Raw genomic sequence first — 13,744 nt, 5'->3', positions numbered from 1 at the left:
CAAGGTATGGGATTTAACAACGTTAAGGACGCACGCCCCACGGCCGCCGACGCACTCCCCACGGCCATCGACGCACGCCCCACGACCGTCGACGTACTGATCGCCGGTGCAGGCCCCACCGGCCTCGCCCTCGGCATCGACCTCGCCCGGCGCGGGGTGCGCGCCCTGATCGTCGAACGGCAGGACCGCCTGTCCCCGGGCGCCCGCGGCACCGGCCTTCAGCCACGCACCCAGGAGGTCTACGACGACCTCGGCGTGCTGGACGTCATACGGGCGAACGGCGGGTCCTACCCGGAGATGGCCCTCTGGGAGGACGGCCGGATCGTCTCCTCCCGGCAGATGATCGAGCAGGTCGCCCCGACCCCGTCCACGCCGTACGCCAGTGCCCTGATGGTCCCCCAGTGGCGCAACCTGGAACTGCTCCACGAGCGTCTGCGGGAGCTGGGCGGCAGCGTCCTCTTCGGCGCCGAACTCACCTCGTTCGACCAGGACGCGGACACCGTACGAGTCCGTCTCGCCCGCGCCGACGGCAGCGCGTGCACCATCGAGGCGCGCTATCTGGTCGCCGCGGACGGCGGGCGCAGCACCGTACGCAAGGGACTCGGCGTCGGCATGAACGGCACGGCGCTGCAGCAGGGCGCCGTGGTCCTGGCCGACGCCCGGGTGGACGGCCTCGACCGCGACCACTGGCACATGTGGCGGCCAGGCAGCGACTCCGCCCGTACCTTCGCCGCCATGCTCCCGCTGGCCCACACCGACCTCTTCCAGTGCATGGTCGCGGCACCCTCGGACGAGCCGGACATCTCACCCGAAGCCGTCCGCGCCCTCCTCTCCTCCCACACACACCTCACCCCCGAGCAGATCCGGGAGGTCGTCTGGTCCTCCGTCTTCCGCCCCAAGGCCGGGATGGCCGACCGCTTCCGCGTCGGCCGGGTCTTCCTCGCGGGCGACGCGGCCCATATCCACTCCCCGGCCGGCGGACAGGGCCTGAACACCAGCGTCCAGGACGCCTACAACCTCGGCTGGAAACTCGGCCAGGTGCTGCGGTACGGCGCCCCCGACGCCCTCCTCGACAGCTACGAGGCGGAGCGCCGTCCGATCGCCCGGCGCATCCTGGACACCAGTACCCGGCTGCACCACTCCGGCTCCATGCGTCGCGGCCGGGATCTGCACCAGCTCGACATCGGCTACCCCGACAGCCCGCTGACCAGGGAGCTGCGTACGGACGAGCTGCCCGAGGGCGCCCTACGGGCCGGCGACCGGGCCCCCGACGCCCCCTGCCACACCGCCGACGGCAAGCCCACCCGGCTCTTCGACGCCTTCCGGGGCCCGCACTTCACCCTGCTCGTCCTGCACGGCACCGACGCCGAAGCCGAAGCCGAGACGGGCACCGACATCCACACCACCGACCCGGACCTGCTGCGCCTCGTCCGCGTCGGCGGCCCGTCCCCCGACCTGATCGACACCGACGGCCACCTCCGCGACGCCTACGGCCCCGGCTCCGCCGTCCTCCTGGTCCGCCCGGACGGTTATGTCGCGATGGCCGCACCGGCGACAGGCGCGACGGAGCAGGTGGCTGCCGCTCTGTCGACGTACCTCGGAACATCCGCCGGCGCGGCAGCGCGGCACTGGACAAGCACGGCACTGGACAAGCACGGCACTGGAGACGTGCGGCACTGGAACACTGCGGAACCGAGGAACAGGCGCTAGAGAACCAGGGACAGCAGCAGGACGCAGACGATCCCCACGACCGAGATCAGCGTCTCCATCACCGACCAGCTCTTCAGCGTCTGGCCGACGTTCATGCCGAAGTACTCCTTGACCATCCAGAAGCCGGCGTCGTTGACATGGCTGAAGAAGAGGGAACCGCAGCCGATCGCCAGTACCAGCAGCGCGCCATGGGTGGTGCTCATCTCCGCGGCGAGCGGGGCGACCAGTCCGGCGGCGGAGATGGTGGCCACCGTCGCGGAGCCGGTCGCGAGCCGGATGGCGACCGCGATCAGCCAGGCGAGCAGCAGCGCGGAGATCTGCCACCCCTTGGAGAGGTCCAGGATCATCTGGCCGACGCCGGCATCCACCAGTGTCTGCTTGAAGCCGCCGCCGGCGCCGACGATCAGCAGCACACCGGCGATCGGCGCGAGCGACTTCTCGACGGTGGCGGCGATCCGGCCGCGGGTGAAGCCGGCCGACCGGCCGAGCGTGAACATCCCGACGACGACGGCGGTCAGCAGCGCGATCAGCGGCGAGCCGACGACGTCGAAGACCTTCCGGACGGTGTGCCCCGGGTCGTCGACGACGATGTCCGCCAGCGCCTTGGTCAGCATCATCGCCACCGGCAGCAGCACCGTGGCGACGGTGATCCCGAAGCCCGGCCGCTTCTCCAGCTCGTCCGAAGCGCGCTCCGGCACCAGCCGCTCGGGCGGGCGGACATCGACCCACCGGGCCGCGTATCGGGAGAAGACCGGACCCGCGATGATCCCGGTCGGGATCGCGACGACCACACCGAGCGCCAGCGTCACACCGAGGTTCGCCCCGACCGCGTCGATCGCCGCCAGCGGCCCGGGGTGCGGCGGGATCAGCCCGTGCATCACGGAGAGTCCGGCCAGCGCCGGGATGCCGATCCGCATCAGTGAGAAGCCGCCGCGCTTGACGACCAGCAGCACCACCGGGATCAGCAAGACGATCCCGACCTCGAAGAAGATCGGCAGCCCGACGACCCCGGCGATCAGCACCATCGCCCAGGGCATGACCCGGCCCCCTGCCCTCGCCAGGATCGTATCGACGATCTGGTCGGCGCCACCGGAGTCGGCGAGCAGCTTCCCGAGGACGGCGCCGAGCGCGATCAGTACGCCCGTGCCCGCGACCGTCGCGCCCAGACCGGACGAGAAGCTGGCGATGGCCTTGTCGAGCGGCGCCCCGGCCACCGCGCCGAGCACCAGCGAGCCGATGATCAGCGACAGAAAGGCGTGCAGTTTGAACCGGGTGATGAGCAGGACGATGACGGCTATACCGGCCAGGACGGCGATGCCCAGCTGTGCGTGACCGGCCGAGGTGATGGGCCCGGTCGCATCCGCTGCGAGCATCTCGACGCTGAGATGTGTCACGGCGATTCCCTTACGTGGAGGGGAGGGTGAGGGAGGGGAGGGGAAGAGGGGTGGTCGGGTGGTGCGCTACGGGCCTACAGGCCTACAGGCCTACGGGGACCGGAGCGGTCCGCGCTCGGAGTGCGGCCACCGCCCGCCCGGCGATCTCCTCCGGTGTCCCGGAGACGTCCACCGCGACGCCCGCCTCATCACGCCCCAGCGGTTCGAGCGTGGCGAACTGCGAGTCCAGCAGCGCGGTCGGCATGAAGTGGCCCTTGCGCCCGGCCATCCGCGCCTCGATCAACGCCCGGTCGCCGGTCAGATGCAGAAAGACCAGCCCCGGGGCGCCGGGAGTGCCGGGGGTGCTGCCGGAAGTCCTGCCGAGGGTGCTGCCGAGGGCGGCGGCCCGCAGCCGGTCGCGGTAGACCCGCTTGAGCGCGGAGCTGCTGACGACCCCGCCCCGCCCGGACCGGCCGTGCGCCCAGGCACCGATCGCGTCCAGCCACGGCCCACGGTCGTCGTCGTCCAGCGGCGTACCGGCCGACATCTTGGCGATGTTCGCCGCCGGATGGAAGTCGTCCCCCTCGGCGTACGGAACGCCCAGTTCGGCGGCCACCAGCGGACCGATGGTGGTCTTGCCGGTGCCGGCCACGCCCATCACCACGACGACGTCAGTAATGACGTCAGTAACGACGTCGGCGCTGACGTCAGGAGCCGCTTCGGGAGTGGCTTCAGGGGTGGCTTCGGGGGAGCTCATCCGGTGGTACCTCGCTGTCTTCGTCGACCCCGTGCGCCACCCACTGAAACCCATTAGGTATGACGTATTCAAGCCTCTGTGACTCAAACGTCATACTTAATTGGTCAAGCCCCGGGAACGTAGGCTTGCCCCATGGCAAACGAGGGGAAGGGACTGCATGCCCGCGTGCTGGAGTCCCTCGGACCCGCGATCACGGCGGGTGACTACCCTCCGGGCACGATCCTGCGTACGGACGAGCTGGAGCAGCGCTTCGACGTCTCGCGCACGGTCATCCGCGAGGCGATCCGGGTACTGGAATCCATGCGGCTGGTCGCCTCCCGGCGCCGGGTGGGGGTGACCGTCCGCCCCACCGAGGAGTGGAACGTCTACGACCCGCGCGTGATCGCCTGGCGGCTGGCCGGCCGCGACCGCCCCCGCCAGCTGCGCTCGCTCACGGTCCTCCGCTCGGCCGTCGAGCCGGTCGCCGCGGGCCTCGCCGCCCAGCACGCCACCCCCGCCCAGTGCGCCGAACTCACCGAGCACGCGATGGGCATGGTCGCCACCTCACGCGGCCAGCAGCTCGACGCCTACCTCGTCCATGACACCGCCTTCCACCGGGTGGTACTGACCGCGTCCGGCAACGAGATGTTCGCCCGCCTCGGCGATGTGGTCGCCGCCGTCCTGACCGGCCGTACCCAGCACCAGGTGATGTTCCCCGACCCCGACCCCGCCGCGGTCACCCTCCACGTCCAGGTCGCGGAGGCGGTACGGACCGGGGACGCGGAGCGAGCGGAAGAGCTGACGCGGCAGATCACGACGGGCGCGATGGCAGAACTGGACGTCCTGGCGCCGTAGTCCAGCAGCGCCCATAGCGACCGTGCCCGTCAGAACGCATCCGTAGGGACATACGTCCCCCAGACGTTCCGCAACGCGTCGCACACCTCGCCCACCGTCGCCCGCGCGCGCAGCGCCTCCCGCATCGGGGGAAGGACGTTGTCCGTCCCCTCCGCGGCCTTGCGAAGGTCGTCGAGGGCCGCGGTGACGGCGCGCCGGCTGCGGCGGGCCCGCAAGACCGCGAGGCGCTCGACCTGCTGGGCCTCGATCGCCGGGTCGACCCTCAGCGGGGTGTACGGCTCCTCCTCGTCCAGCTGGAAGCGGTTGACGCCGACCACCACCCGTTCGCCGGCGTCCGTTTCCTGAGCGATGCGATACGCGTTGCGCTCGATCTCGTCCTTCTGGAAGCCCCGTTCGATCGCGGCCACCGCGCCGCCCAGGTCCTCGACCCGTCGCATCAGCGTGACCGCAGCCTCCTCCAGCTGGTCGGTCATCGACTCGACGGCGTAGGAGCCGGCGAACGGATCGACGGTGGCGGTCACATCGGTCTCGTACGCGAGCACCTGCTGGGTACGCAGCGCGAGCCGGGCCGCCTTGTCCGTGGGCAACGCGATGGCCTCGTCGAAGGAGTTGGTGTGGAGGGACTGGGTGCCGCCGAGGACCGCGGCCAGGCCCTGGATCGTGACCCGGGCGAGGTTCACCTCCGGCTGCTGGGCGGTGAGCTGCACTCCGGCGGTCTGGGTGTGGAAGCGCAGCATCTGCGACTTGGGGTTCCGGGCGCCGAATTCGTCCCGCATCACCCGGGCCCAAATCCGGCGCGCCGCACGGAATTTGGCGATTTCCTCAAGCAGTGTCGTACGGGCCACGAAGAAGAACGAGAGCCGCGGCGCGAAGTCGTCCACGTCCATCCCGGCGGCGATCGCGGTGCGGACGTACGCCATGCCGTTGGCGAGGGTGAAGGCGACCTCCTGCGCGGGTGAGGCGCCGGCCTCCGCCATGTGGTATCCGGAGATCGAGATGGTGTTCCACCGGGGAATCCCGGCCCGGCAGTACTGGAAGATGTCGGCGGTCAGGCGGAGCGAGGGCTGCGGCGGGAAGATGTACGTACCGCGTGCGATGTACTCCTTCAGGACATCGTTCTGAATCGTGCCGTTGAGCCGGCCCGGGCTCACCCCCTCCTCCTCGCCGACGAGTTGGTAGAGGAGCAGCAGCAGTGCCGCCGGGGCGTTGATCGTCATCGACGTCGACACCCGGTCCAGCGGAATCCCGCCGAACAGCACCCGCATGTCCTCGACGGAGTCGATGGCCACCCCTACCTTGCCGACCTCGCCGGAGGCGAGCGGGGTGTCCGAGTCATGGCCCATCTGCGTCGGCAGGTCGAAGGCGACCGACAGGCCCGTGGTGCCGTGCGCGATCAGCTGCCGGTAGCGGGCGTTGGACTCACGGGCGGTGCCGAAGCCGGCGTACTGCCGCATGGTCCAGGGCCGGCCGGTGTACATCGACGGATAGATGCCGCGGGTGAAGGGGTAACTGCCGGGGGCGCCCAGCCGGCTCGCGGGATCCCAGCCGACCAGCGCCTCCGGGCCGTAGACCGGCTCGATCGGCAGGCCGCTCTCGTTGCGCCGCACACCGCCGCCCGATTCCTGCACCATGGACGTACGCCTCCCATTGACCTGACGCGCTATCCCGCTGTCCCGCTGTCCGCTGTCCCGCTCAGCTCTACGCTTCCGCTGCCCGCTGCCCGCTGCCCGCTATCCGTTTTCCGCCCTTTTTGGCCTTTAGTTCAAGCATGCCCGTTCTACTCCGTGGTGACAGCATGCCCGCAGGTTCGCCACGCCGCAGCGCTGGGCAGCATCCCGATGGCCGGTCGGGATCGCTGAGATCCGGGAGCAGCGCATGAAGCGGAGCAACGGAAGACGTACCGCGGCGGCCGTGGTGCTGGTGGCGGCGCTCGCGGTGGGCTGCCGTCCGGTGACGGTCACGAAGACGGGCGGCACCCCGGCCGGCGGGAGCGTACGGTACGCCCCCACCGGCCCCACCGCCCCCGCTCCCCCGCCGCTCGGCCCTCGCACACCGCCCAGCCCCTCCCCCGCCGAGCAGGCCGCCCGCCCCGAGCCGCCGCCCGCCCCCGAGCCGGTGATGGCGTACGGCTCACAGGGCGCGCGGGTCCGCGAACTCCAGGCCCGGCTGGCCCAGCTGGGCCTCTTCGACCACGTCCCGACGGGCAATTACGCGTCGGTCACCACCGCGGCGGTCCGCGCCTTCCAGCAGCGGCAGGGTCTGCCCCGTACGGGCGCCGTGCAGCCCGAGGCCTGGCGTACGCTGCTCGCCCGTACGCACCGGCCGTCGCCGGCGGAGCTCCGTCCGCGGACCAGCCGGCCGGTCGGCGCGGCCGATCCGCGCTGCCTGCGGGGCCGGGTGATCTGCATCAGCAAGCGGAGCAATACCCTTGCCTGGATCGTCGACGGGCGGATCATCTCGGCGATGGACGTCCGCTTCGGCTCCCAGTACACCCCCACCCGCGAAGGCACTTTCGCCGTCACGTTCAAGAGCCGCCACCATGTCTCGACGATCTACCACACGGCCATGCCGTACGCGATGTTCTTCAGCGGCGGCCAGGCCGTCCACTACTCCGCGGACTTCGCCGCACGCGGCTACACCGGTGCCTCACACGGCTGCGTGAACGTACGGGACAAGGCGAAGATCGCCGCCCTTTTCGGCGCGGTACGGCAGGGCACCAAGGTGGTCGTCTACCACTAGGGGGCGTTCGAACAGATCCCCTAGAAGGGCGGCGCGGGCAGGGCCGGGGGAACGTGCCCCGCCCGCGCCAGATGCGCTGAGCCGAGGTACGGGGGGGAAACCCCGGCTTCTCGCGCAGCCGATGACCAGTCGGCTTCATTCCTTACTGCGTCACGGGGTCGAAAAACGTCACACCACGCTGGTGGATGGCGTACCGGGCCGGGGCGTCCTGGCGAGAAGTCAGGCGAGTGGCACGGACGGAGTGGAGGGATTGGACGGATTGGACAGCGCAGAAGGCGTGGACGGGGTGGACGAGGTGGGTGGCTCGGGGGCCGGGGCGGGTGGCTCGGAGGCTGGGGTCGGGGTGACGGTGAGGTAGCCGACACCGAGCGACCGGGGCGCCGATCCGTTCTCCTGGCCACCGCCGGAGCCACCGGAGCTCCCGTTCTCGCCACTCGCGCCGCTCGCACCACTCGTGCTGCTCGCGCCACCGCGGCCGCCGGCGCCATCGTTGTCATCCGAGCCGCCGCTGTTCTGCTGGCGCGCCAGGTACGCATGGCAGAAGCCGTGCACCTTCTCCGCGCCGCCGGCCTTGCTTTCGAGGCGGCGCAGCAGCTCGCTCCCCATTTCGCCCCGTTTGCCGGACTCATAGCTCCGGCAGAGGTCGAGCAGAAGGTTCTTCTTGTCGTTGTCGCGGTGGCCGGGCCCACCGTCCCCGCCCTTGTCCTGGTCCTGGTCCCCGCTCTTGTCCCCGCGGTCCCCGTCACGGTCACCGTCGTGGTTGCCGCCCCGCCCCTTCCCGTCGCCGGGCGTGCCCGTGCCGGGGCCCTGGGTCGCGCCGGGGCCGCCGGGCGCCGGGGTGTCGGTGGGCGCGCCGGTCCCGCCACCGCGTGTGGCGCCCGGAGCCGGCGCCGTCGACCCCTCGGTCTCCGCGCCGGGCGGGCGGGTGCCGAGCGTGCCGGGGGTCTCGGCGGCGGAGGCGCTGGAGTCCGGTTCGGGCGCGTCGCCACCCCGGAAGGGCGCGGGCAGAACACCGGTGCCCGCCGCCACGGCGACGCCGCCGATGGCGCAGACGGCGAGGGCGACGGCGATGCCACGACGGAAGGGGCGGCCGAACCGGGGGCGCTCGGCGCTGCCGGTGGTGTGCACGGTCGTCAGCGGACCGTCGGCGGCCCGGCCCCGCGCCGTCACCCCTGCGCCCCGGTGGGCGGCACGGTGGAAAGCGGCGACCGCGGCCTCTTCCCCGGGAAGCGGAGCGGCCTCGGACAGTCCGGCGCCGACTGCGGCGGCGGCCTCCAGCAGTTGTTCGAGCTCGTGTGCGCCGTCGCCGTCGCCGTGGCCGTGCCGGGCACTGACCGGTTCACCGCGCAGCAGCTGCTCCGCGGTTTCCTTGTCGAGCCAGTTGTACCGGTCGTCGGCCATCACATGTCCTTCTGCGTTCGTGCGGCCGTTTCCGTCACACCTGGTACGTACGATTCCGCCACGCCGTTGCGGCGTCTTCGGTCCTGCATGGGCATCCCGCTCAACGTTCCGCCGCCCTTGCCCGGAGCCCGCGCGGACGGGCCTGGCGCGCCCTCGACGGCGCCATCCGCACCGTCACCGGCTCCAGCCCCGCGCCCCACGCCTGCGCTCGCACCTGCACCCGCATCGGCACCTGCACTCGCACCGGCACCGGCCGCCCTGCTGTCGGCACCCGTGCCTCTGCCGCCGGCCCCCGTCGCGGGGCCGCTCGCGTCAGTGCCGACCGGTCCGCCGCCGCCGACGCCACCGCCGTCCGGCCCGTCACCGATCAGCTCGGCGAGCCGACGCAGTCCACGGTGCGCGGCGGTGCGCACCGCTCCCGGCCGTTTGCCGAGTACCTCCGCGGTGCTCTTGGCGTCCAGTCCGACCACCACCCGCAGCACCACGGCCTCGGCCTGGTCCTGCGGCAGCCTGGCTATCAGCCGCATGGCACGGCCGGTACCGAGAGCCTCCAGCGCCTCGCCCGCGGTGTCGGACGCGCCGGGGGTGTCGGCCAGTTCGCTCTCGTCGCCGCCGATCACCGGGCGCCGGCCGCGCATCCGTATGTGGTCGAGGGCTCGGTTGCGGGCAATACGGGCGGCCCAGCCGCGGAAGCGGTCGGCGTCGCCGTTGAAGCGCCCAAGGTCGCGGGTTATCTGTAGCCAGGTCTCGGAGGCGACATCCTCAACGTCCGCTTCGCCCACCAACGTCCGCACATATCCGAGAAGTCGGGGATGTACGGCACGGTAGACAGTGCGGAACGCCGCCTCGTCACCGTCCTGTGCCGCCTGCACGGCCACCGTCAACCGGCGGTCGTCCGGCTGAATGTCGTCCCCTCGCACGGGTCCATCCTGTCGCACCTGGAATGTCCGCCGCCCGGTCCTTACCGCTTTGTTGATCCACTCGGCATCACGGTTCGCTCAGCTTCATCGATCCGTTCGGCTTCGCTCGCTACCGGCCACCGCCGGCCACGGCGGACCGGGAACACATGGTAGAGACCCCCGGTAACCCGGCTGCTCCCGGAGACCGTAACCCGTACCGGTCCCCGCGCCGAACCCGGGCCGGGCACCGGGCGGCGCGCAGCAGGCCCGGCGCGACCGTACGGAACCATCCGGAAGTCCCGGCCCGCTCCCCCTGTGACGCTTTCGGGCCGTCCGACGCTGTACCGGATAGGGGGCCGTCACGGCCCTTCGCGAAGACGGCCGGGGCCTCTCCTGTGGGGGGTGGCGGCCCCGGCCGTCCTCCTCTCTCCTCACGTCTCTGACCTGTGGTTTTGCCGTGCGCTGTCGGGCTCCGTGACCAACCGCATGACCAACGGCATGGCCAGCCACATGACCAACGCCATGACCAGCCGCGTGACCACGTCGTGCCGGCGTGAGTCACGCCCGATCCGGCGCCATGGAGCGCGGTCCGGTGCTGTGGGGCCTGATCATTGGGCCGCCGTCGTCACCCGGTTGGCCAAGGAGCTGAAGTCCGTCCAGGACAGGCCGGGCGTCCGCGGGTCCCAGGTCTTCTGCGCCAGCGCCGCCAGCGGCAGCCGGATGCCGGCCGCGACCTGCTGCGCGGTCTGCGCCTGCGCGCGGTCGCACCAGATCGCGAACCGCGCCCCGGGGATCCGGTCCGGGCCGGTCGTGCTCGTGGGCACCGCCACCGGCCGGGTGCCGCGGAGCACCCGCGGGGTCCAGCTCTCGTAGATCCGCCGGCCGGTCGGGTAGGTGAACTGGTTGGGCTCACCAAGGACGTAGTAGAGGTACTCGTCGTTGACGTTCAGGACGGTGCGGCCCTCGCGCAGGAACTGTGCGGGGTCGCGCTGGCCCAGCTCCTTGCCGGTCCAGTAGTCGACCGTCCGGTTCTTGTCGGCGCTCACCGCCGTGTCCGCGAAGAACCCGTCGTTCCAGGCCTCGACCCGGTTCTTGCCCTGCGCCTCGACGGTCTTCTGGCGGTCGTTGAGCCAGCCGGTCGCCAGGTCCTCGATGGTGCCGTCGGGCCCGTACTTCTCCCGCGCGGCGCGGGCGAGCTGCGGGTACGACGCCGACGGGGACGACGACATCAGCGCCTGGTACTCGTCACCGCCCAGGTGCCAGTAGGCAGGAGCACCCTTGGGGTTGGTGAACAGGTCGCTCATCTCCTTGAGCAGCGAGTCGATCAGCGGCCCCGCCTCGGGGTTCGAGATGTCGATCGCGCCGCGGATCGTCCGGCCCGAGGCGTTGCGCAGCTGCAGCTCGGGGAAGTGGTCCAGCACGGCGCCCAGGTGACCGGGCGAGTCGAGTTCCGGGACGACGGAGATGTGCAGACTCCGCGCGAGCTGGACGATCTGCCGGACCTGGGCCTTGGTGAGGTGGTCCGCGGAGACGATCTGGGGGTGGGTGTCGCTCTGGATGCGGAAGCCCTGGTCGTCGGAGAAGTGCAGCTGGAACTGGTTGAGCTTGAGGTCGGCGATCTCCCGCAGCCGCGCCTCGATCCAGTCCTGGGTGAACGGCTTGCGGGCGTTGTCCAGCGACAGTCCGCGCTGCGGGCGGTCCGGCCGGTCCTCGATGGTGCCCTCGGGGAGGCCGCCGGCGGCGCGTACGGCCTGTTTGACGGTACGGGTGCCGTAGAAAATTCCCGCGTCGGTGGGGGCCATGAGAGTGAGCCGGGTGCCGCGGGCGGTGAGGGTGTAGGCCTCGTCGGCGGCACTCCGGACGGGAACGTTGTTCGCGGTGGTGCTGTTCGCGCCCGTTCCGTTCTTGCCCGACAGCTTCACTTCGATGTCGCCGGGACGGACGGTCTCGTCCCCATAGACGACCGCCAGCCCACCCAGATCATGGGCCATCAGTTGCGCTTCGTCGGCAACGTTGCTCTCCTTCCCGGCGGGGACCACCACGCGGGCCCCTTTCGACGGGCGCCAGCCGCGGCCCTCGGCCTTCCGGAACTCGCGTACGGCGGGGATGACCTGCGGAGTTCCGCTCACCGGCGCCCAGGTCGGAGCGGCCTGGGCGGACGGGTTCACCTTGGCGCTGGTGCTGCCGGGCGGCTCGGTTTCCGCGGAATCGGAGCAGCCGGCGAGCAGCAGCGCGCCGGTGAGCGCCACAGCCGGCAGTGCGGCGCGCGGCTGCCGGATCGGATTCGACATCGTGCAATCCTCACTTTTCGGGGCGAAGCATTGCCAGGTGTGCGGAGCAGGTTGTCCACTGAACGCGCGAAAGCTCTCTCATCCGGGTGAAATTCGCGCATCGGTCGGACAGTGATCGACAGGCGTCGTTAGCGTGGCGTCTCTCTTCGTCACCCCTCTCCCAGGGCCTCGTGGAACCGCCGGATACCGCCGGGGTGCCGTGCCACACACTCCACCCACCGCCACACCCTCACTTCCGCCGCTCCGTCACACGTCCCGGCGCCGGTCGCCTTCAGCCCCGCAGCCCCGCAATCCCGCAATCCCGCCCCAGTCCGTTTCGGTCCGACTCAGTCCCCCTCAGTCCGACTCAGTCCTCTTCGATCCGCCTCGGTCCGCCGCGGTCCGCTTCCCCCAGCTTCCGTCAGCCGCCCGCCCCGCACCCGTCGAAAAGATCCAGTCGAGAAGACCCCGTTACATTCGTTCGATTCGTCCGAGGAGCCCACGCTGTCCGGCGATACCCCGGCCGCCCGGCCGACAACGCTGCCCCGCCCGCAGTCCGCCCGGCGGGGCATACCTCCGCAGCTCCGCGGCACCGCCCCGCTCCGGCCCCGCCCCGAGGCGCTCGGCCTGGACCGCTTCAACGCGCTCGCCTCCGACGAGGCACTGGCCGTGCTGCTCGGCTGCTGCGCCAGCCGCCACTGGGCCGAGCGGGTCGCCGCGCACCGCCCCTACCCGGACCCGGAGTCCCTGCTCGCCGCCGCCGACGAGGCCTGCTACGACCTCACGCCGCCCGAGCTCGAGGAGGCGCTCGCCGGGGAGTCCCCGACCGGGCCGCCGGCGGGCGCGGCCCGCGGGCCCGGCGCCCTCGCCGCCCGTACGGCGCTGCGCGCCGCGCACGCCGAGTACCGGCGGCGCTTCCACCACACGTTTGTGATGTGCCTGGACGGCTACCGCGAGGACGAGCTGCTCGACCAGGTCCTGTGCGGCATCCGCACCCGACTGGGCCATGCGCCGGGCGAGGAGCGGGCGGTCACCGCGGAGGAGCTGCGCCGCCTGGCCCGCGGCCGGCTCACCCGGATCACCCGGATCACCACCGCCGCGACCCCCTGAGCCCTCTCCCCCTCCTCCCTCCTCCCCCCGGCGCCTGCGCCCAGCCGCCGCGAATCCTCGAGTATCGCGGCATCCGCCGGTAAAAGCCGCGTTTCACGCCCGTGAGATAGCCCGTTGGTGCCTGTTTGATCACACCTAAGGACCCCCGCGCGAGGAACCGACAACTCGTCGATACGATGACGACCGGCCGGTGGACCGTACCCGGCCGGGCCCGACCGACACCGAAGCCGGCAGGCCCTAGTCCCCGCTCCCGGAGGGTTCTTCCGTGCCGGCTGGAACGCTGTACCGCGGCCGGGAAGGCATGTGGTCCTGGGTGGCTCACCGAGTCACCGGCGTCCTCATCTTCTTCTTCCTGTTCGTCCACGTCCTCGACACCGCACTCGTACGCGTCTCCCCGGAGGCGTACGACAACGTCGTCGCGACCTATAAGACGCCGATCGTCAACGTGATGGAGTACGGCCTGGTGGCCGCCATCCTCTTCCACGCGCTCAACGGCCTCCGGGTCGTCGCCGTGGACTTCTGGTCCAAGGGACCGAAGTACCAGAAGCAGATGCTGTGGACCGTTGTCGGTGTCTGGGTCGTGCTGATGGCCGGTGCCTTCTACCCCGTGCTGCAGCACACCCTGCGCACGCTGTTCGGGAGCTGACGCAA

Annotated in this window: 11 protein-coding genes; 5 read left to right on the top strand and 6 right to left on the bottom strand. The window is 71.3% G+C overall.

Going from position 1 to position 13,744, the window contains the following annotated elements; translation table 11 throughout:
* Positions 1-6 precede the first annotated feature (6 nt).
* Positions 7-1,710: an FAD-dependent monooxygenase gene (locus tag AZE13_RS01785; protein WP_079123597.1), complete on the top strand. Its 1,704-nt coding sequence runs from the start codon at positions 7-9 to the stop codon at positions 1,708-1,710.
* Here the strand turns inward: AZE13_RS01785 and AZE13_RS01780 are convergent.
* Complete coding sequence (locus tag AZE13_RS01780) at positions 1,707-3,104, bottom strand: gluconate:H+ symporter (protein ID WP_066925958.1); 1,398 nt, start codon at positions 3,102-3,104, stop codon at positions 1,707-1,709. The genes AZE13_RS01785 and AZE13_RS01780 overlap by 4 nt on opposite strands.
* A gap of 82 nt (positions 3,105-3,186) precedes the next feature.
* Positions 3,187-3,741 (bottom strand): gluconokinase, encoded by a 555-nt coding sequence (locus AZE13_RS01775; RefSeq protein WP_066927093.1) that lies wholly within the window; start codon positions 3,739-3,741, stop codon positions 3,187-3,189.
* 231 nt (positions 3,742-3,972) lie between these two features.
* Here AZE13_RS01775 and AZE13_RS01770 point away from each other — a divergent pair, with 231 nt between their 5' ends.
* Positions 3,973-4,674 (top strand): FadR/GntR family transcriptional regulator, encoded by a 702-nt coding sequence (locus AZE13_RS01770; protein WP_066925954.1) that lies wholly within the window; start codon positions 3,973-3,975, stop codon positions 4,672-4,674.
* Between the two features lie 29 nt (positions 4,675-4,703).
* Here the strand turns inward: AZE13_RS01770 and AZE13_RS01765 are convergent, their stop codons facing one another.
* A complete protein-coding gene (locus AZE13_RS01765) occupies positions 4,704-6,305 on the bottom strand; it encodes a methylmalonyl-CoA mutase (RefSeq protein ID WP_066925951.1) in 1,602 nt (533 codons plus the stop codon).
* 244 nt (positions 6,306-6,549) lie between these two features.
* Here AZE13_RS01765 and AZE13_RS01760 point away from each other — a divergent pair, with 244 nt between their 5' ends.
* Positions 6,550-7,413 carry a L,D-transpeptidase family protein gene (locus tag AZE13_RS01760; protein WP_066925948.1) on the top strand — a complete coding sequence of 288 codons (864 nt, stop codon included), beginning with the start codon at positions 6,550-6,552 and terminating at the stop codon, positions 7,411-7,413.
* Positions 7,414-7,632: 219 nt separating this feature from the next.
* Here the strand turns inward: AZE13_RS01760 and AZE13_RS01755 are convergent, their stop codons facing one another.
* The 3 genes from AZE13_RS01755 to AZE13_RS01745 all read right to left on the bottom strand — a co-directional run bounded on the left by AZE13_RS01755 (position 7,633) and on the right by AZE13_RS01745 (position 12,004).
* A complete protein-coding gene (locus AZE13_RS01755) occupies positions 7,633-8,814 on the bottom strand; it encodes a hypothetical protein (protein ID WP_066925945.1) in 1,182 nt (393 codons plus the stop codon).
* Positions 8,814-9,734 (bottom strand): RNA polymerase sigma factor, encoded by a 921-nt coding sequence (locus AZE13_RS01750; RefSeq protein WP_066925942.1) that lies wholly within the window; start codon positions 9,732-9,734, stop codon positions 8,814-8,816. Before AZE13_RS01750 ends, AZE13_RS01755 begins: the two co-directional genes overlap by 1 nt.
* 587 nt (positions 9,735-10,321) lie before the next feature.
* A complete protein-coding gene (locus AZE13_RS01745; protein WP_066925939.1) occupies positions 10,322-12,004 on the bottom strand; it encodes a beta-N-acetylhexosaminidase in 1,683 nt (560 codons plus the stop codon).
* A gap of 648 nt (positions 12,005-12,652) precedes the next feature.
* Here AZE13_RS01745 and AZE13_RS01740 point away from each other — a divergent pair.
* Positions 12,653-13,093 (top strand): 2-oxo-4-hydroxy-4-carboxy-5-ureidoimidazoline decarboxylase, encoded by a 441-nt coding sequence (locus AZE13_RS01740; RefSeq protein ID WP_398780075.1) that lies wholly within the window; start codon positions 12,653-12,655, stop codon positions 13,091-13,093.
* A 265-nt stretch (positions 13,094-13,358) separates the two neighbouring features.
* A complete protein-coding gene (sdhC, locus tag AZE13_RS01735) occupies positions 13,359-13,739 on the top strand; it encodes a succinate dehydrogenase, cytochrome b556 subunit (protein WP_079123594.1) in 381 nt (126 codons plus the stop codon).
* Positions 13,740-13,744 lie beyond the last annotated feature (5 nt).

This window comes from Streptomyces sp. NBRC 110611, from assembly GCF_001590865.1.
Classification (GTDB): Bacteria; Actinomycetota; Actinomycetes; order Streptomycetales; family Streptomycetaceae; genus Streptomyces.
This window is presented reverse-complemented; position numbering and strand designations above follow the sequence as displayed.

Excerpts from the sequence above, each read along its gene's own strand:
- AZE13_RS01785 (WP_079123597.1), top strand. The coding sequence starts at position 7 with ATGGGATTTAACAACGTTAAGGACGCACGCCCCACGGCCGCCGACGCA.
- AZE13_RS01775 (WP_066927093.1), bottom strand. The coding sequence starts at position 3,741 with ATGGGCGTGGCCGGCACCGGCAAGACCACCATCGGTCCGCTGGTGGCC.
- AZE13_RS01770 (WP_066925954.1), top strand. The coding sequence starts at position 3,973 with ATGGCAAACGAGGGGAAGGGACTGCATGCCCGCGTGCTGGAGTCCCTC.
- AZE13_RS01765 (WP_066925951.1), bottom strand. The coding sequence starts at position 6,305 with ATGGTGCAGGAATCGGGCGGCGGTGTGCGGCGCAACGAGAGCGGCCTG.
- AZE13_RS01760 (WP_066925948.1), top strand. The coding sequence starts at position 6,550 with ATGAAGCGGAGCAACGGAAGACGTACCGCGGCGGCCGTGGTGCTGGTG.
- AZE13_RS01755 (WP_066925945.1), bottom strand. The coding sequence starts at position 8,814 with ATGGCCGACGACCGGTACAACTGGCTCGACAAGGAAACCGCGGAGCAG.
- AZE13_RS01745 (WP_066925939.1), bottom strand. The coding sequence starts at position 12,004 with ATGTCGAATCCGATCCGGCAGCCGCGCGCCGCACTGCCGGCTGTGGCG.